Annotated in this window: 16 protein-coding genes and 2 pseudogenes; 6 read left to right on the top strand and 12 right to left on the bottom strand. The window is 57.4% G+C overall.

Features of this window, described 5'->3' with window-relative positions; genetic code table 11:
- Positions 1–1,182 precede the first annotated feature (1,182 nt).
- Entirely contained in the window at positions 1,183–1,416 is a 234-nt protein-coding gene (locus AC0L3K_RS31120; RefSeq protein ID WP_376707516.1) for a hypothetical protein, read from the bottom strand.
- 239 nt (positions 1,417–1,655) lie between these two features.
- Positions 1,656–1,922, bottom strand: coding sequence for a hypothetical protein (locus AC0L3K_RS31115; protein ID WP_473367494.1), 267 nt, complete (start codon positions 1,920–1,922; stop codon positions 1,656–1,658).
- 589 nt (positions 1,923–2,511) lie between these two features.
- On the opposite strand from AC0L3K_RS31115, the gene AC0L3K_RS31110 reads away from it, so the two are divergent.
- From AC0L3K_RS31110 to AC0L3K_RS31095, 4 genes are all read left to right on the top strand, one after another.
- Complete coding sequence (locus tag AC0L3K_RS31110) at positions 2,512–3,465, top strand: BstA C-terminal domain-containing protein (RefSeq protein WP_473367493.1); 954 nt, start codon at positions 2,512–2,514, stop codon at positions 3,463–3,465.
- A gap of 75 nt (positions 3,466–3,540) precedes the next feature.
- Positions 3,541–4,119: a hypothetical protein gene (locus tag AC0L3K_RS31105; protein ID WP_473367492.1), complete on the top strand. Its 579-nt coding sequence runs from the start codon at positions 3,541–3,543 to the stop codon at positions 4,117–4,119.
- A gap of 104 nt (positions 4,120–4,223) precedes the next feature.
- On the top strand, positions 4,224–4,622 hold the full coding sequence (locus AC0L3K_RS31100) for a hypothetical protein (RefSeq protein WP_473367491.1): 399 nt from the start codon (positions 4,224–4,226) through the stop codon (positions 4,620–4,622).
- 133 nt (positions 4,623–4,755) lie between these two features.
- Positions 4,756–5,139, top strand: coding sequence for a hypothetical protein (locus AC0L3K_RS31095; protein WP_473367490.1), 384 nt, complete (start codon positions 4,756–4,758; stop codon positions 5,137–5,139).
- Here the strand turns inward: AC0L3K_RS31095 and AC0L3K_RS31090 are convergent.
- The 9 genes and pseudogenes from AC0L3K_RS31090 to AC0L3K_RS31050 form a co-directional block, all read right to left on the bottom strand.
- Positions 5,136–5,441 carry a hypothetical protein gene (locus AC0L3K_RS31090; RefSeq protein ID WP_473367489.1) on the bottom strand — a complete coding sequence of 102 codons (306 nt, stop codon included), beginning with the start codon at positions 5,439–5,441 and terminating at the stop codon, positions 5,136–5,138. The two genes, AC0L3K_RS31095 and AC0L3K_RS31090, sit on opposite strands and share 4 nt — an antisense overlap.
- Before the next feature lie 26 nt (positions 5,442–5,467).
- The gene (locus tag AC0L3K_RS31085) at positions 5,468–5,776 is read right to left on the bottom strand and encodes a hypothetical protein (RefSeq protein ID WP_473367488.1); all 309 of its coding nucleotides are present in this window, start codon (positions 5,774–5,776) and stop codon (positions 5,468–5,470) included.
- On the bottom strand, positions 5,769–6,308 hold the full coding sequence (locus tag AC0L3K_RS31080; protein ID WP_473367487.1) for a hypothetical protein: 540 nt from the start codon (positions 6,306–6,308) through the stop codon (positions 5,769–5,771). The genes AC0L3K_RS31085 and AC0L3K_RS31080 overlap by 8 nt, the downstream gene beginning before the upstream one ends.
- A gap of 379 nt (positions 6,309–6,687) precedes the next feature.
- Positions 6,688–8,757 carry a hypothetical protein gene (locus tag AC0L3K_RS31075; RefSeq protein ID WP_473367486.1) on the bottom strand — a complete coding sequence of 690 codons (2,070 nt, stop codon included), beginning with the start codon at positions 8,755–8,757 and terminating at the stop codon, positions 6,688–6,690.
- Between the two features lie 7 nt (positions 8,758–8,764).
- A complete protein-coding gene (locus AC0L3K_RS31070; RefSeq protein WP_473367485.1) occupies positions 8,765–9,259 on the bottom strand; it encodes a hypothetical protein in 495 nt (164 codons plus the stop codon).
- Positions 9,252–9,383: a hypothetical protein gene (locus tag AC0L3K_RS31065; protein WP_473367484.1), complete on the bottom strand. Its 132-nt coding sequence runs from the start codon at positions 9,381–9,383 to the stop codon at positions 9,252–9,254. The genes AC0L3K_RS31070 and AC0L3K_RS31065 overlap by 8 nt, the downstream gene beginning before the upstream one ends.
- Before the next feature lie 95 nt (positions 9,384–9,478).
- Positions 9,479–11,722, bottom strand: coding sequence for a glycosyl hydrolase family 28-related protein (locus AC0L3K_RS31060; protein WP_473367483.1), 2,244 nt, complete (start codon positions 11,720–11,722; stop codon positions 9,479–9,481).
- Between the two features lie 514 nt (positions 11,723–12,236).
- Positions 12,237–15,257, bottom strand: a complete 3,021-nt coding sequence (locus AC0L3K_RS31055; RefSeq protein WP_473367497.1) for a P-loop NTPase fold protein — start codon at positions 15,255–15,257, stop codon at positions 12,237–12,239.
- A pseudogene (locus AC0L3K_RS31050) lies at positions 15,258–15,344 on the bottom strand (hypothetical protein); the annotation flags it as partial.
- Between the two features lie 19 nt (positions 15,345–15,363).
- Here AC0L3K_RS31050 and AC0L3K_RS31045 point away from each other — a divergent pair.
- Complete coding sequence (locus AC0L3K_RS31045) at positions 15,364–15,771, top strand: hypothetical protein (protein WP_473367499.1); 408 nt, start codon at positions 15,364–15,366, stop codon at positions 15,769–15,771.
- Positions 15,772–15,776: 5 nt separating this feature from the next.
- Here AC0L3K_RS31045 and AC0L3K_RS31040 read toward each other — a convergent pair.
- Positions 15,777–16,118 (bottom strand): annotated as a pseudogene (locus tag AC0L3K_RS31040) (hypothetical protein); the annotation flags it as partial.
- Between the two features lie 435 nt (positions 16,119–16,553).
- Between AC0L3K_RS31040 and AC0L3K_RS31035 the strand changes: the two are divergent.
- The gene (locus tag AC0L3K_RS31035; protein WP_473367482.1) at positions 16,554–16,862 is read left to right on the top strand and encodes a hypothetical protein; all 309 of its coding nucleotides are present in this window, start codon (positions 16,554–16,556) and stop codon (positions 16,860–16,862) included.
- The last annotated feature ends 514 nt before the right edge of the window (positions 16,863–17,376 follow it).

Here is a 17,376-nt window from a genome sequence, read left to right as displayed (position 1 = left end):
ATTCTGATCACATCGCGCACACGGCGCATCGCAAGCCTCTCCGTCGGCATCCAGGGTCCCCTTCGCAAAGCCGAAAGGGTTCATCCTATGGGAGCCAGAAGAGGCCTCGTCACCCGGGCGACATCATCCCGGAATGGTGGGCGACATCATCTCGGAACGGGTGGGCGACTTCAAATCGGAATGGTGGGCGAGATCATCTCGGAATCCTGGGCGACATCGACCGGAATCCGCAAGTGCGCAAATTGTGCAAAGGTCATCGGGACGACTAGGAACGGTCGAGGTCGACAAAGGCCCGCCGGTCACACTCGCAGGTGTAACAAGACATGCGAAGGCCGCAGCGGGAGGTTAAATCGCTGCGGCCCGCGCGCGTCAAAAAGAGCCGGGTAAAATGAACTATGTGAAATATGCAGCCAGCCCCGGTCGCAAGCGCCCTTTCTTATCAGATTGCAAAACAAACTTCGCCGGAACCGAAATGTGGTTAGGGTGCATTATGTTCCGTAGCAGTCGGCATCGCCCCTTTTCGCCGGTAGAGCACTGCCCGCGAAGCCTTGAGAAGTGGTCGGCGCTCGGCGAAACCGTCATCCTGCTCTGTGTTAATGACGACTTCCCGTCCGCGTGCATTCTCATCTCAGGGGAGTGATTCGGATGCTGGATGTAATCCTGATGCTGCTGGTCGCCGGCGGTGGGGCCTTTCTCGCAATCGCCCTGTGGGGCATCTACCACCGAGCATAGGGATCTCCTAGAACCTGCGGGCTGCGCTTTTGCCAGTGGCCTAAGTTCGTTCCGGCGCGGGAACTGAAATTGCCCTTTCTCGTTTTGGAGTCGTGTTAACTGCCCGAGGAAAGCGCCATGGCGGAGCGCCGTAGAGTGAAGCAGACCAACTCTCTTGAGGAACGATTGGGCGAACTGGCAACCAGGTACAAGGAGCAGGCAAGCGCATTACCGGCTGGTGCGGAACGCGAGGCCCTTTTTAGGAAAGCGCGGCTTGCTAACACTGGCGCCCACATCAGCGATTGGCTGGCGTCGCCCGGCCTACAGTCTCCGAAGTAAGCCATCGCGCTCAGTGCTCAGTTTTCGTTTTGTGCTTACCTTGACCTATCTCAAGGTATTCAATCCGCCCGTGAACACATTGCGAACGCGAGTGTAGTCGCCAGCGGAACACAAAGAGTAACGCCGGCGGACTCATTGATCCCTCTTAAGCTTGCGCCGCCCCCAATACGGCTCCTTGCCTTTCGGGTTGAACTCGACGACGTGGAGCCGGTTCAAAGCCCGCATTACGCCGATCCGGGCAAACATAGTTGGGCCGCCGCTTTCTGCGACCAGGATCAACGCCTCCATCGCGGCTTGCCATTCGGGCGCCTGATGCTCCTTCTTCGGCAGAGCGCTGATGTACTCGCCGGCATCGAGCAGCGTCACCAGCTTGCGGCCATCGGGCAGCGTTAGGGGCTCGTCGAACGAGCGAGACCATATCACTTCAAGCGCAGTCGGCCGGAAGGCGCGCGATTACAACCCCCGATTCCTGGTGGTTGTGGTCCCAGCATGACATGATGATCCATTATTGCGTTTCGGAGGGAAAGCCCGATGCGCCCTGCATTGCCTTATCTTGGAATTTGTCTTTGCGCGTCGGTTGCGGCGTGGTTGTCCTTCACGCTGATCTATTGACGGAGCAGATGACCGCCCGGCGTCAAGAGCCGCACATAGGTCCCGCTCTCGTGCAGCTCGAGCCAGCCCTTCTCGACAGCGCACCTGATGCCGGCGCCGAACTCCGTGCCGCTTCCCTTGAACGTGTAGAGGAAGGGATAATTGATTTTCTCGATGTGGATTCGGCCGTCCTGGCCCGGCTCGATGCGGGCGGCGAGCTCGATCAGCTTGCGGGCTGCGGCTTGTGGATCGGCAAAAGGGCGTTCGGTGACGTGCTTCATCGCTGGAATCAAAACCTCAAACCACTGCTTGGCCTGACTTGCCCGCGACTGTCATGCCAGTTCGGGACGATATGCACAGATCCTGCGGCGCCGCAGGCTGAGCAGACCAGGCGCAAGCCGACGCGCGACCACGGCTGATCTTGCGGCAGTGTATCGAGCCGCACGTCGACCCTTCGGTCGCAACGGCCGTTCAGGCACTGGATGCTGCAGGTCATATGGCCGTCAGCCAGCCATTCAGCAGGAGAACCGGGCGGATAATGGCCGGCCCATTTCGTGTATCGACGGCTGCGCATGCGCTATCAAAGCCGCAGCGTAAGTACCTCGCAAATCGACGATTCCTAGTAGGTCCAGGCGGTCGCGAGCTACTGCAGATCGTGGGTGCGGAAAGCGGCAGTGCTCGGGATGGACGCCGCGCTCGCTTTGGAGCCCCCGCTACCCACCGAGAGCCACCAGATCTGCGCCGGAAGTTTACGGTAATTCAGGGAGGAAAGCAGGGATAACTGCAGCATATGAGGAACATTGGCTGGTTGCGGTGTAGGCTGCCGCAACCAGCCCGCCGGCTGATTCGTCACGCCGAGGAAATCAACGAATGTCCAAGGATTTCAGCCGCTTGCCTCCCAAACCGGGCCAATTGCAAATCAACCAAAAGCAGGGCTCTCTGCCCCTTGAGATCGACAAACAGACGGAGATCCAAGGAATTGGGATGGGCGTCCTCAGGGACGGAACGCCGTTCTTGAACCAACGCGGCTTGGCACGCCTTTGCGGTGTCGAGAATGCCCATATTGGAACGATTAGTTCACAGTGGAACGAGCCTGATCAGAAGCCCAGGATCAAAGCAGTCAAAGACCTTCTTACCAGTCGCGGTATCACTGTAGAGTCACCGCACCTTGTTTTAACTGTGGAAGGCAAACCAATGTTTGCCTACCCTGACAAGGTCAGCCTGGCGATCCTCGAATACTATGCATTCGAGGCCGGCAACAATGCCCGCGAAGAAGCCCGGAAGAACTTCCGCATCCTCGCCGGGAGCGCGCTGCAAGATTTCATCTACACCCAAACCGGCTACGACCCGTCCCAGCAAATCCCGGTAGCTTGGCAGCTTTTCCACGACCGAGTATCGCTGGTTTACGACAGCGTGCCAGCGGGGCACTTCAGCATCTTCAAGGAAATTGCTGATTTGATCGTGACGCTGATCCGTGGCGGCGCTCCGGTGGGGCCTTCTTTCATTCCAGACGGCAGCGTGGGGATTCAGTGGGGCAAACACTGGGCCGATGGCGAGCTTGACGCACTGTTTGGGCCTCGCATCAAATACGATCACGAATATCCGCCAAACTTCCCGCAGTCAGCCTCCAACCCCCAACACGTCTGGTGCTACCCTGACGCTTCGCTCCCAGAATTTCGGCGGTGGGCTCGCGAGCATTACATTCCGAATTGTTTGCCGGGCTATCTTGGCGGAAAAGAGCGGCAAGGCCTTCTGCCTCCTTCGTTCACCCAACTTGCAATAGCCGCGATCCAATCCCGCAAGGATATTCCACGGCTCACCTGAGGCGCGCTCGGGTTGAGGCCAATCTCCTAAGGCGGAAGGATGTCTTGGGGGCTCGTTGCTCTAGGACAAAGCAATATGACGGAAACTCCAGACGAATTTCGGCAGCGCGTGGAGCGATTGGACAACTCGTTTTTTGAAGAAGTTGAGAGGCGCACCAAGTCTCTTCGCGATTCAGCGATGGAGTACGAAAAGCTCGCCATTAGCTACTCGGACAAGGGCTTCCAGACGCTAACCTATCTAAACGGGGGCGCCTTAGTTGCGATCCCTGCGGCCCTCTCATTCTTCAAAGCCGACGTTCCTGGCATCGCTGTGATGAAGACTGCCGCTGCCTTTATCCTCGGACTTTTGTTCGTTGTAGCAGCGCAAGGTGCTGCATTCTTCACAATGGCGCGCCGGGCAGAAGCCAACAGCCGGTTGAGCAATTCGCAATTCAATCGGATTGGCGCCCTTCGTTTTCCCAAGGAGCACGACGAATACAAATCTCGCTGGGCAAGCTCGGTGAAGGAAGAGTCCACTGCGAACCGGAAGTTCCGCCAGTCGGACGTGTGGCGGATCGTAGGACTGACGTTCTTCGCGTTTTCCCTTTTGGCGTTCATCGTAGGGTGTCTGCTGGGGGCCCTCGCGGTTTTGGAGACAACGCGCCATGCGCGATGACTTCAAGGTCGATGTGTTGCGCCCGCGCCGCATTGATTCTGTGATTGCCGCCGCACTTCTGGCTGGATGGGGGCTGTATCGGTGGCTTGGATAGGAGGAAAGCAATGGCGTCAGAAGAAGACGAAGCGGAATCCATGGCGTTAGGCTTCTTGCAAAGCCAGAAGGTTAATTGGGCTGCAGGCTACATTGAGCGGGGGCGAAAGTTCGGCGCGATGAAAGACGAAGCAGTTCAAGCTCAGTGGCTGGTTTCCATGAAGGCAATGGCAGACGATGCAACCGACAAGTCCGCTCGTGACTGGAATAACGACGCGGAAGCCGAGCTTGGTTTGCGAAAGCTGGAGCCACCTTTTGCAGCCGGCCAGGACGATGTGGATAGGTTTCTGGCCGCCAGTCAGAAGCGCGTTGATGAATTGATGGCTGATCCCGTCGAGCGCAGGCGAATTGAAAGCTCGCTAATTGAAGATCTGGAGGCGTTCGGCGAAGGAACGGAAAACTCCAACTAGCTGCCTTGCGGTTTTCGGATCGTGGAAGAATGGTCATAGGCTCGAACGGCTACCAGACGCAGCGTATCGCCGGACTAGCTTCGAAGCGCGGTAAGAGCGTAGTTTTACAGGATATTGGCAGAGGCAATGTATCATGAAGATTACCCATACCGACGTCCGCGATGGACTGATAGTGGTTGGCTTAACTGATGAGCATGGGAATCACGAACTTTTATTGAATACTATAGATGTCGCAAGCCTCATCGGTTCTCTGCGCGCCGCCTTAGAGGAGGCCAGCGGCCATCCTTCAGCCGAAAGCATGGGGTTGCCGGGCATGCAGCGGGTTCAATATGTTGAGACACCGGAAACAATATTCTTCCGGATCTTTCTGAGCGAACGGCTCTATCACGAATATCCAGTTCCGAAGGATACGACGTTAGCGGTTGAACTAAAGGCATTTGGAGGTCGCGTGGAGGCTCGCAACTTGGCAAAGGTAACAAATCCACAACCCGACAGTCCCGAGGGCAAATTGAACTAGGCAATTTTTCCGCCCGCTAGTTTCCGGCTCATCTGTTCAATCTTCGCGAGAAGCACGTCCCGTGCACTATGGTCGCTCTCGCTCATTACTCGAATTGGCTCGTCCCCTGCACCGGTCAGCTGAGTGGGCAGAACCCTACCGAGCAGCCCGCAAAAGACCCTGGGGTCGTTCTGCGCAACCTTCTCAAGATAGGCTTGGCCTCCAACCTCGCTGAACGCGCCAAGGATTGCCTCCTTCACGGCAGCATTGACCTTGTTCGGGGTGCCCTTGGTCCGTCCGCCAGTCTTTTGTCTCGTCACCATCTACTTCCGCCTATTTTAGATTCTGGTTAGAGCAAGCCGGCATCCGGCCCTTGGATGACCACCCTGATGGGTTCAACGCCTGGGCCGGTTACTTGGAGCGGAAGCACCTTCCCGAGCAGAGCTAGGAACGCCGCTGGATTGGCGTGGGCCCGCTTTTCTAAGTAGGCTACCATGCCGCCATGACCACCAGCTTTTGTTGCCGCCAATAGGAGGGCGTCCTTCAGGAGCGCGGTGGTCTTGTTCGGGACGCCCTTTTTCCGGCCCTTACCGGCGTTCGGAGGCCGGACAGCAGATCGCACTACTTTGCTGCTTGCGGGTTGCGTTGGACTAGCCACCGAGCTTCGCCTCCAGCCTTTCCAGTCGATCGGCAAGCGCCAAGATGAGCGAACGGTTCTGGCCCTCAGACGTCATCTGCTCCCATTGGCTGACATACCTGGAAAGCTTGCTAGCCCGGGTCTCCAGCTCGGTAGCGATCAAGGCGGCTTCTGCGTCCAACTCGTCGTAGCGGGCGACGGTTGACGGGCCCTGGCCCGGCCATCGGGGCATAGACGCTGGCTCAAGCATCTCCGCGCTGAGCCCGTTGATGAGGTGGAGCCTCCGATTGCCGGCTAGCTTGTCCGTCGCGTCAGTGATCATCCGCCAGGCCTTCATTGCCCGTTCACGGGTCCGGCTCATGCGCCCAGCTGCCTCTACCGTCGGACGCTCATCCCGGTCCTTGGCTTCATGCCGCTCCCGTTCAGCATCTAACCGCTTCAGCTTTAGAATGTCGTGCGAGTTGTAGCCGCCCACCTCGACAGAGCCGCCGTAGTGCTTTCGCACCCGAGTCACCATCGCTTCGTAGTCATTCCGATCTTTGCTTGCCCACATAGGTTTTAGTGCCTCTTTCCGTTCAGCGCCGTTCGCCCGACCATTGGGATGGAAGCGCCAACATTCTCAGGGGCTCGCCTGGACGCCCAGCATCGGATCTTTCCATCGATTTTGGGGAACCGCGGCAATTGACCCAAGGCGGTCCACGCTGCATCTTCAATGACGATAGCCGTCACGCCACCTTGTCCCTCGCACACGTCAAAGGCTCCGACAGATTTCATGGCCCGAGAACCGATCCTTACCCGGACAGGTCTTGTGATCATTCCGGCGTTTGCCTTGTCGTTTGCAGTTATCGCTTCAGCTCGAGTTTTCGGATACGAGAACAGCGTCCTTGGAACGCTAGGCGTGCTAGTCATCACCCACGTCATCTCGGGCATCGCTAACGCGATCCTTGAGTGGCGGCACCGTCAAGAAGCTTATTACGCAGAGCTTGACCGGATACGCCGATGGCGAGACTCGCACCCTGACCCACTCGGTCGAGACGCTTCCGAAGATCCGTCATCCTTAGACGATCGGATAAAAGCTCTCCTGTCAGAGCGTTAAAGCTGGGATCTTCCATCTTGCGTGTGAGGAGAGGTGCAATTTGGCTGTACGCGTCGGAGTACCGTTGTGCACGGGCGCCCTCCATGATCGTCTGGGGCTTCATCCAGTCCGGGACGAATGATGCCGGGCGCGTGAAATCAAGGTTGGACACATAGCCCATCTCGCTCGGCGTCGGCAGGATTGCTCCTACCCGCTCCCGCTTCGGCGTCGTCTGACTACCACCGATCACATTTTCGACTTTGCCCTTACCGAGTACTTCCGACTCAAGGTCGCTGATCAATTGCTCTGCTCGCTTCTGCCCAAAGAGCAAATCCAGCTTCTGCCGCCCAGATCGGCTGAGCAGCATGTTACGTGCGGTCGTGTCCCCCCGGGTGCTATTCTCAATCACCTGCTGGATGGCATCGCGAGCGCCCTGCAGGCGGGCAGCGCGTTCCGGCGTAGATAGATTGGTCAGTTCGTGCGCGAGTTCATCATATCGAGTGTTTCGAGCGAAGGTCTTCTGCCCTTCCTCAATTTGATGGAGAAGCTCCGTGTGTTCTGCGAATTTTTCGCGTGCCTGCCGCCAGACTTTACCAGCAGGCGTCTTATCAATCTCCGAGAGCAGTTCTCCCTTCAAATTGAGCAACTCGCGCGCTAATTCTTTATCCGGCTTGGTCTTGTCGAGGGCTTGCGAAATGCGCCTGTCGAGACCCCGCTTAACGTAGTCCCAAGTCTCGGCAGTTGGATATTCCTTCTGAGGCCCACCCGTGAAGAACTTCCGGTCAATTGGCTTGCCGGAAATGCCTGAAAGCTCCTCCGCCAGATCAAATGCGCCGGCCTTTTCAAGCCGAGGCATGAGAGCCTTGATTTCCTTCGTCGGCTGCACCGCCATGGTGCGGAATTGATTGTACAGCGGGTCGGCGCCGCTGCTGCGCGCCTTTTCAATGGCCCTCGTCATGTCGGAAACCGGCACGTACGGCACTGTGTTCTGGTCTAGTGACTGCATGATGCGGTCAGCTTGACCCGCAGCGCGCTGCCTATAGGCGTCGCGAACAACCTGCTTGTGCGGGCCCGGTATATCCGCAAGGCCGCCGGCAAGATCCGTAGTGGATTGGTTGACGTCGGCCAGCATACCCGATCGCCCATACCGGCGCCCTGCTTCAGCAATTGAGGCTGGTGTTTCCCCTTCTAGAGCATTCACCAGCATGTTGCGGCCAACGGAATTGACGCCTGCAAGCTCGCCCATACGGCGAGGCAACCACTCCATCAATTTATTGGCTCCAGAAGAAAGAGCTTCACCCGCGATCGGGCCTGCCGCCCCTCCAGCCATGGCAAGCGGGACGGGTCCGACAAAGCCCTGGTTCAGAGGATTGTTCCCTTTCAAGACTTGATTGGCGGTCTCCAGAACGCCCATGCCCGCAGCGCCTTGATATACGCGGGCACCAAGAGATTTGCCGGCAAGACCCATCATGCGAGCACCCAACGCTGTCTGAGACAGGGGGCCGAGAGCCAAGCTGGAGCCTGCCACATCCGCTCCCATTGAGGCTAGCGGGTGCTCTTCGCCGTAGAGGCGGTTTGCTTCGTCCTGAGTACCAAGGTTTTCGCTGTAACGCTGGCCGAAGGTCTTCTTTCGAGCTTCCTCGCTCACGAGCGGCTGGACGGCGGCGCCGGCCGCAGCCGTGGCCTTGTCGAACAGCGGGCCAACGACAGGGATGCTCGAAACCATCCGGTTATTGAAGCCCGAAGCGTTGGCGACGTCACCACGCGGGCGAGCGGGCGAAACATAGATCCGCTCGCTCTTGTTTTCGGCCGCAGCTTCGGCCTTGCGCTCATATTTTGCGAATACGTCGTCATCGTTCGCAGGCACTGCCGACGCGGAAGGCTTTGAACCCCGTGCATAACGATCAAAGATGCTGTCATCTGTCATGCTTGGCTCACCAGCTCTTCGACTTGCGGCGGGCCTCGGTGACCTTTCGCTCACGCGCGGCCTCCTTGCGATTCCACTCTTCATCAGAGTCGGTATCGCGCGGGGAGTCGTCACGGGCACTCTTGCCGCCGATCGGATCGACCGGAGGCGGAGCCTTAGACTGCTGAGCCGCGACCTTGGCCGTTGCGAGTTTATCCATGGCGATGGCGCGCTTGATTGGCGTCATCGCCATCAATTCATCCGCCATGGGGAGATCCCTGCTTAGTTCAAGAAGAACATGGGCCGGGTTATTGGTTTCGAGTGCGACGGAGAGGATTTCGATCGGGATTCGCCCGTCGTCATCCAGCAACGCGAGGTCGGCTTTCGCCGTGCCCCACTTATCCCCGAAGGCTTGAGATCCTGCAGCCTCAAGCGCATGGCATTTGTCGTCGAACTCTTGCCGAACGCGCTCTCGCGCAGCTTGCTCGCGGATCTTGTTCTCGGCTGAAACCTCATCAGTCATGATGCCGCCCCTCTCCATCGGGAAGGAGCTTGTTGCGATAGTCGGAAACCTCTCCGGCAACCTTGAGCGGGCTGTCAGAAACAGCGTCCTTATAGAAGGATGTGTCGATTTGACCGTCAGCCATTGCAAAAACCAAATCTATTTCGTGAGCAACCCGGTGAAAGGCCAGCCAGCGAACTATTGCCCATCCGACTGTCAGTGCCGAACCAGCCCTACATTTCAGTAAGTCGCAAGCCCGAGCTGGTTACCCACCTTCGCGCACGTTGCCGTTGCTTGCATGAACACCACACAACTTGACCCGTTGGACGCCGCATTTATCAGCGTCGTGTAGTTGACCGGCGTGCCGGTCTCAATCCTGACGACGTTCGTTGCCGGGCCAGTGACGCCAACCACAGTTACCAGCGGCGGCGACGTGCCGGACCCGTTCACAGAAATGCAGTTTGTGATCGGGCCTTCGCAGTGAACGCCCGGCCCCACGTACGCTGTGCCGCCGTCTCCGAAACGAAAGCCGTTGGTAACTGTGGAGATCGCAGAAATTTGCGTTTCACCGTCGATCACAAAACCGTAGTTACCAGACAGATCGAAAGCAGGCGATCCGGCCTGCGGCACGCACAGGACGTTGTGAATTCCGTACATGGATTGGCCGCCCCAGCCAATTTCGTATTTCACACACGTACGGTTGGCCGTGTTTGGGTATATCGAAACACGCGAGATGGCATCGCCGGATTGATTGTTGTTGGAGTAGAGCAACGCGCCCGTGCCGCTAGTGGGGCCATACAGGGTCATATCCCAGGTGTTAATGGCGAAGTTGCCCAAATGCGCGGTGGGAGAGCCCTGCGTTATCAAATTGGCTGTGGCACCATCGGTGTTGCACTGTGACAGGTTTGTAGCGCCAAAGCCCGCCCCCCGCAGGGTGGTGTATTCGTATTGGATAATGCCGCCACATATGAGGTAGCCACCCCGGGGAACGTAGACAGTGCCGCCGCCGTACCCATGTGCGTCGGCCGGCCCATTGCCGATTGCAATGTAACGCAAAGCTGCTCTGAACGCCGGGCCATTGTCCGTTGCGTCACCGTTCGGCAGTAGCCAGTTGTAATCAGAAACCGCTCCGAATTGGAGTACGTTAATTTCGTTCCCTGTTACAATCTGCCAGTTGGCGCCCCCACTGTCTGTAAAGCTGGCCCGTGCAGTATCTGTTCCAGTTACTTGTAGAACCGGCTGCGTTACGCACCCGGGAATTTGGGTGGACGCATTCGGATTTACGAAGTTCAAGAGGTCTCCGACACGGTAGCCGCCGCCGTAGGCATCAAAGTTAGTACTAGTGACCGCCCCACCGGCGACGTCCAAGGTAACTTGCAACCTGTCTCCGAAGCCGCCTCCATTGATAACGGTGTTTTGGGGCGTGAGTCCTCTGTAAGTTGCGGTCGTGCAACCTGTACCCGGAGTATTGATCGAGATGGCATTGACAGCACTATCTAGAAACGGCGCATTGCCGACGCTGTCAACAATGATCGTGGGATAGGTGGAACAGACGACGTTGCCCGCATTCGACACGGTCAGAACGTCGGCGGCGACATAGCGGTTGCCCTGAGCACCGGCACCCTGAATGGTGAAGTTGGTAGCGATGCCGCCAGCAACGGTCAGGGTACCATAGGCGCCCGAGCCGCTCCCGCCCGTAAGACGAATGCCGGGCCACGTGCCGTTATTGCACGCACCTGCATTGCCGATGTGATAGGTCAGGATGGCGGCGTTGTGTTTGTAGAACGTGGCGCCGCCGCCGTCACCCGGCTTGCTGTAGCCTTGCGTCGTGACCGCGTCGAAAGCGGCGAGGTTCAGAGACGCCGCGACCGTACGGCTCGGCAGCACAGGGTTCAGTCCGCACTGCCAGCCCGTACCTGTCACCCACTGCGTAAACTGATAGGCAAGGGAGCAAGACGCAATTGCAATGTCGCTTGTCGCCGATCCACTCAGGGAACCCTTGAACGTGTTCGCCGGGCCGCTAACGAGATTGCTGTTTGAGATCGAAATGTTGGATGGCGACGTACCGCAATCCTGAAGCAATCCTGTCGTGCCGTTGAAGCATGTGAAGTTGCCATTGGTGACCGGCGCGGGCGGCATAATCGAATTGATGACGTCGTTCTGGAACGCGCGAATGCCAGGAGGCGTGATCTGGCCGGTTGTGTTGTCAGGGAACGTCGTTCCGACTTCGGTATTGAGCTGCGCCTTCGTCTTCTGTGCCTGAGCGGGCGGCATAAAAGCCCAGCCGGCTAGAAATATGATAGCGATAGCACTCAAGCAGCTGCGCGCCGGTGCAGTCGGGGGCTTGCTCACCTCGCCAGACTGTTCGGACGGCGCGGCATCCTCGGCAGCTTTATCCGGCTTCTTGGCTGCTGAACCCGGTTTTGCGAACCCGTCAGAAAAATTGCCGGAGAATCCTCCGGTAGGAGCGGCATCGTTGCTCATGGGCGTTAGGCCGCCCCTCGCTGGACTTCGATCCCGTCAGCGCGGAGGCGGTCGAGCACGGCAGCACGCACGTAGTCGGACCGCGACTGGACGCGCCTATCGGCCGCGCGATCTATGGCGTCGGTGAAGTGTTCAGGAGCACGGATTTGAAGCAGCGCGCTGAATCGCGCCGCACGGACATGCGACATTGGCCACCTGGCGGTGTTTGAATCGGGTTTCGCTTTCCGATTGCCAGCGTCGGTTTTCTTTTTGCCGATCCCCCAATGAGGTGGCACAGGCGCCGCTTCGTCCCCTCGCGGCCTCCGGGGGTGAACATCGCGTCCACCAGACGGCTCTTGATCCCAAGAGCTGGGGTTGCTCAATCCTCGCAACCAAAGGCCGGGGCACGGCTCCCGGTAGCGTGCGTTCTTACGACGCTAATATAGCACGCTGACGTTGCACTTCCAACGTTAGTCAAATGCAACACGGGCCGATTGTTGCCTTGGGCGAGCGCTCCAACAAGCGCGTGCGGGCCTCACGCCGGGCGCGGACCAGATGTCGGGTGGAGAGGGACTACGTCGGCCGGACGGGATGGGGGCGCTCGTGTTCGACTCTGAACAAAAGTCGCATATTTCGCAAACTCAGCAACAGTTGGCATCGCGAGACCGGCCTTACCATACGCCGCGCGTAGCTTGGCCCACGCAATGGACAAGCTGTCAGTAAACCATTCTCTCGGAGTTCCATTATCCAAAATCGAATAGAGTTCAGCCGGGCTTCCGAACGCGCTCGGCGCAATAACCTCTATTGCGCCGAGCGCAATCAATGCTGGCTCGGGAATAGCAAGGCGGCTTTGTTGTTCCTCCTCAAACCACGCCTTCGGTACGATTGTTCGACCAATCTTCTTGCCCAACCAGTTCAGAACCGTGTCGACTGCGTCAGGCTCATATCGAGCAGGTCGCATGCGGGCCGCCAAGTAGCGCATCCTGTTTTGATACCTCTTAACCACTCGTGGAGTGACGTGAGAGGTGGTGAGAAGAGGGTTGATCGCTTGCAGCGCCTTCTTAAAGTCGGGCGAGTCTTCAACAACTTGGATTCGACGCTTTACCGCAGCCCCTATCCCGAAAAGCAATGCAAGCCCAATAAGCAGAATCGTCGGCGACCACCATAACCACCGCCTCGAGGGTGGAATTTCCTTCATTAGTGGCGTCGCCGGAATTCCCACGTGGGCGAGCTTGAAGCTCTGGGATCCTGAAACGGTCGGTTGACCAGACGGCAACTGTGAACCGCCAGGGGGACTACCAAGCTCGCCCACCGCTCCTGCGCTGGGTTTAGCAAGGTCTGCCAATGAAGCCACGACCGAAGGTGTCTCCCGAAGCCGCTCAACGGTCCAAGTCACGGATATGCCAACGACAAATGCGATCAACCCGACCCTAGCAATCTGATATGCATTCTTCGCGGAGCGCTTGACTTCATTTAACCATCGAGGTGAGTCGATATCGTCGACCTTTATCGCGCCCGAAAGCATTGCTCCGGTAGAGGCCTCGTCAAGCGTAGGCACAGGAACTTCTATGTTGATCAATTTTTCAAGATAGTGCCGCGCGAACGCACGCTGTTTTCCCGATTTATCTGGAGTTTCGTCGGCGGCGTAAATCAATTCCTCTTCTGGCAATCCCTCAACGAGCTTCTCGAATCCAAGTCCGACGCAGTATTCAATTTGGCGGCGATCCATTCCCAAGACGATAACACAAGGGCCCGCCGAAACTAAGTAGTTCACGGCCTCCAATACCTTAAGCACATCTCCCGGCTGACAACGATCTAAGTCATCGATCAGAATGACAAGTCCAGCGTTGCGTCGCGTTAGCAGAGCGTTGCAAACATCTTCGAACTGTTCTCCGAACTTTTGGCGAAAGGCAAGCTTATCGCTGAAGTCCCCAAGCGAAGCGCGACGCGACAGCGCCGACACAAGCTTTGCTGGATTCGCTGGCAAGGCAACGAGCTTTCCCCGCAACCAGAGGCCAGCCAGTGCGATGCCGCCCGACCCTGCCAATGCAGTGGCGAGAATTGACTGCCACGTCTTCGCTGCCTCCTCTCCGGCATACTCGACCAACTTGCTTAGCATCCTGTTGAGTTCTTCCACATGAAAGGGCGGAAGCGACTCGCGGACTGTGAACACTACAATTGCCGTGAAGAGTGTGACGTAAAGGAGATTGAGCAACGTCCGCTTTGTCCTGCGCCACAACAGTCGCGCTCGGAAGGTGAACCCCGGCCAGGACCACCAATTTGGCGCCGCCTCCCGGCGAATGGTTTCGAAAAGTGCTGCTAGCAGATGCTCTTCTTCACGATGGTGCCACGCGTTAAACCAGATCGCATGCCCGCCATGAATCCGGAGATCGCTCATAAGCAGGTTCATGAGGGAACTTTTTCCACTTCCCCAACGTCCAGTTATCGCCAACGTAAGAGGCGGCTGCGTGTTTACATTGCGCAGGAACCGCGACAAGCCGCGTGCTAGAGGTTTGAGCGTAGCGGCCTCTGGATCGCTCCAGCGCAAAGGAGAATCGGAGTTGGCGACCTCCTCGATTGACTCTGGGGGAATGATGGGATCGGGTCGCCACGAGATCAGGGCCCAAATTACCGTCAACAGCAACGCCGGGACGCCGAACAAGAAGAACCAAGGCGCAATGTAGGATCGCAACTCCTGCCAGCCACCCGGACCAACCGCTTCCCCTGCCTTATTTGCTGCAATGACGGTCAAGTGCCCATCATCGTAGTGACCGATCGCCCACCCCAATCCTGCTGGTCCATCCACGACCACATCAGACAAAGCGATGCCTTTGTGCTCATACATCTTGGTCCAATGGAGACCGCGATCCGTCGTATGAAGCACAATTCCTCTATCTCCGACCACCCATCCCTCGACCTCAGTGGAAAACGACAGTGATTTCAACCTTTGCACATCGTCCTTCGGCGGAAAGATGGTTATGGCTCGGATGGAATTCGCCTCTGCCGATGTCGATTGGTCTTGACCCTGATTGGAGCCTGTCAACGACTTCGCCATCTCTCCGCGCACTGCTCTTGCCCAATGGCCAAGCGAATTGTCCGAGCCTAACGTCGTCACCCCGTTGCCTGACCTAACGCTCGCCACCCCAATCAGGTCCGAGTTCTGATCACCTATTGGAGGCGCAACAAAGGATGCACCATCTTCGCTCGCCGCAACATAGCCATGCGAGCCGACGACCCAAATCGTTCCGTTGCTGTCGGAGGTTATGTCTTTCAGGATGGGACGCGACGAGATCGTTTCAACAACAACCGTGTCGTCATTTAACGGCAAAGCGATTCTCGATGCATCCGGCGAAAGTAAAGCCCATGTTCCAGAGGCCTTCGGAATACGAGTGGCGACTTCCTCCGTCCCCAAGTACAAACTCCAAAACTTCAAAGTATCTGTTCCGAAGGCGACAATTTGGGCGCCATCGGGAGTGAACTTCGCCCATTCGAGACCTGCCTCCTTTGCGTTGAGATCGAAGAGAATCCTTCCTCCGAGCACTTCCCATACTTTCACGTGACCGTCTCGGGACGACGAAACTAAGCGCGCTCCGTCTGGCGAGAACGCCGCAAAACTAACCTCAGGATGGCCGCTCAGAAGCCCGAGAGGACGCCCGCCTTCTGTGTCCAAGATCGACACAACGTCATTGGCAACCAAAGCAATACGCCTACCATCCGGGGAAAAGGAGACGGCAGTGATTGATCGAGAGTTGCCGATCGTCTTTACTTTTTTGCCGTCGGTGGTCGACCAGATTTCAAGTGACCCAAAGGTAGATGTCGTCACTACCGTGCTGCCATCAGGCGAATATTGGATCGAGCTGAAGGGCTCTGAACGACCACTAACTCTTGGAGAAGCGCTGCCCAGGTTAGACGGGAAGATTGCCCAACCGCTTTTCGTGGCTATACCAAGCTCGTTCCCAACGGGCGAAAACGCTATCGCTGTTATCGGCGAGAATGGTAACTGTAAAGGTCGGGAGGAGTGCAACTCGCCATCAACTGATGACCAAACTCGCACTGATCCATCTTCATAGCCAATTGCGATTTCCGTGCCGTCTGGCGAGAAGTCAGCGCAAGTTGCTTTACTCTGTTCAGAAAGCCTCACAGGAGCAAGGCGCCCGGGCCGTCTGTCATCGGGAACTGAAATCTGTCGCCAAATTGGCGGCGATCCTTCTGCTAAGCCGAACAATGCTCCCGAAGCCGAGATGGCATAAAGCGTCTCCGTGCGTGCTACTCTGTGAATGCGGACTGCGGTCTGTAGTCTTTGGCGATCATCTACAAAGTTCAGCCTTCCGGTCGGTGTTTCCGTGAGGCCCCCACACTTCTCGGGCAGCGCGCAAAGACCACGAGGGACAAGTCTTTGACCTTCGCCTTTAGGCATCATAGGTGTTTCTCGGAGCGCCCTATGAGGCTGCGGCTCAATCAGCCAAGTAAGAAACGAGGGGGTGGCGAAGGGATCCTTTCGCGACACTTGCCCTTTTGCTCCCCAGACGAGAAGCGCGATCATTAAGACAAGCAGTATCAACGAGCCAACACGATAGAGGCTCTTTGTGGAGAGGGCCCTTCCAATAGGCGCAGGGTTTGAAAATATTGCCATGGCAATGTCCCCAGCCAGCGGGGTGTCGACGATAAAATACAACGAGAGATTAACGCCGCTTCAAACGCAACGCAAAGGGATTTCGGGGTATCTGTTGGGCGCTAGATATCGAGCGTGTGTCTTCGTTCCGCCTGGCAGCGACAAGTAGCTATAGCTATGCCTCTAGCGTGAAAAACTCGCGCTCATCTTTTTGACTTTTGGATGGTCCAAGATGTTGCGATGGTCCATGAAGAAGGCGTCCTCGTTCATTGGGCGCCCTCACCGCCTGTTCTGGGCATTCGACAATGGTACCGGGAAAGGCATCAAAGACAATTCTCGATACAGAGCAGCGGCGAGGCCGTGCCGCTGCGGGACAGCCCGTCGATTCAAATGAGCTTGCTTTCTGAGTTCCGGAAAATCGATCCCGTCGAAGGCCTCAAGCCAGGCAAGGCCGGCATCAGGCCATTGGGGATGAGCAATCATGATATCGGAAATGGCCAACAACGTGTGCTCGTTAACGTGAGCGGCGTTGCCTTCCGTCTCCAATAGAGTTCGGAGGAGGAGAACCACATGGCCTTCTCCATGGGCTCGATAGATCCGGTCCAGCGTGGCCGCGGCCGTTGTTTGCCCCGGTCCCGGTCTTCTGGTGATTGGTAGAATCTCGAGCCCCACCTCCGCGCAGATCTGACCGACTCGCTGCGTCTGACCGGCTCGCTGCGCACGCCCACTACCTCGCCCAATCTCCTGCCCTGGGAGGACTTCGCCAAAGCTCATGCCGCGCCCCGAGACTTTGAAGACAACCTCTCTTCGTGGGGGCTGGCCACTATGCCGGAGGGAGCAGCGACCGCCACCGCTTCACGCGCACCCCACCCGGAGATATCGATAGTAGTGATGGTTTCCGTACCATGAGTAGTAGTGACGGTTTCCGTACTATAAACACCGCGTTCTCGGTGCGGTTTCCGTACCGAGAGTTGGCGTTTTCCGTACTTTAGAAACTGTTTTTGAGGTGGCTTCGAACAGCGAGCAGCGGCGGCAATAAGGGGGGCCTCGTCCTCCGTAATCT

It is taken from the genome of Bradyrhizobium sp. MI1.10, from assembly GCF_055811035.1.
Note: the sequence above shows the minus strand (reverse complement) of the source record. Positions and strands in the feature narration are given on the sequence as shown.

Excerpts from the sequence above, each read along its gene's own strand:
- AC0L3K_RS31110 (WP_473367493.1), top strand. The coding sequence starts at position 2,512 with ATGTCCAAGGATTTCAGCCGCTTGCCTCCCAAACCGGGCCAATTGCAA.
- AC0L3K_RS31080 (WP_473367487.1), bottom strand. The coding sequence starts at position 6,308 with ATGTGGGCAAGCAAAGATCGGAATGACTACGAAGCGATGGTGACTCGG.
- AC0L3K_RS31070 (WP_473367485.1), bottom strand. The coding sequence starts at position 9,259 with ATGACTGATGAGGTTTCAGCCGAGAACAAGATCCGCGAGCAAGCTGCG.
- AC0L3K_RS31090 (WP_473367489.1), bottom strand. The coding sequence starts at position 5,441 with ATGGTGACGAGACAAAAGACTGGCGGACGGACCAAGGGCACCCCGAAC.
- AC0L3K_RS31115 (WP_473367494.1), bottom strand. The coding sequence starts at position 1,922 with ATGAAGCACGTCACCGAACGCCCTTTTGCCGATCCACAAGCCGCAGCC.
- AC0L3K_RS31105 (WP_473367492.1), top strand. The coding sequence starts at position 3,541 with ATGACGGAAACTCCAGACGAATTTCGGCAGCGCGTGGAGCGATTGGAC.
- AC0L3K_RS31100 (WP_473367491.1), top strand. The coding sequence starts at position 4,224 with ATGGCGTCAGAAGAAGACGAAGCGGAATCCATGGCGTTAGGCTTCTTG.
- AC0L3K_RS31035 (WP_473367482.1), top strand. The coding sequence starts at position 16,554 with ATGGTCCATGAAGAAGGCGTCCTCGTTCATTGGGCGCCCTCACCGCCT.
- AC0L3K_RS31065 (WP_473367484.1), bottom strand. The coding sequence starts at position 9,383 with ATGGCTGACGGTCAAATCGACACATCCTTCTATAAGGACGCTGTTTCT.
- AC0L3K_RS31095 (WP_473367490.1), top strand. The coding sequence starts at position 4,756 with ATGAAGATTACCCATACCGACGTCCGCGATGGACTGATAGTGGTTGGC.
- AC0L3K_RS31060 (WP_473367483.1), bottom strand. The coding sequence starts at position 11,722 with ATGAGCAACGATGCCGCTCCTACCGGAGGATTCTCCGGCAATTTTTCT.
- AC0L3K_RS31075 (WP_473367486.1), bottom strand. The coding sequence starts at position 8,757 with ATGACAGATGACAGCATCTTTGATCGTTATGCACGGGGTTCAAAGCCT.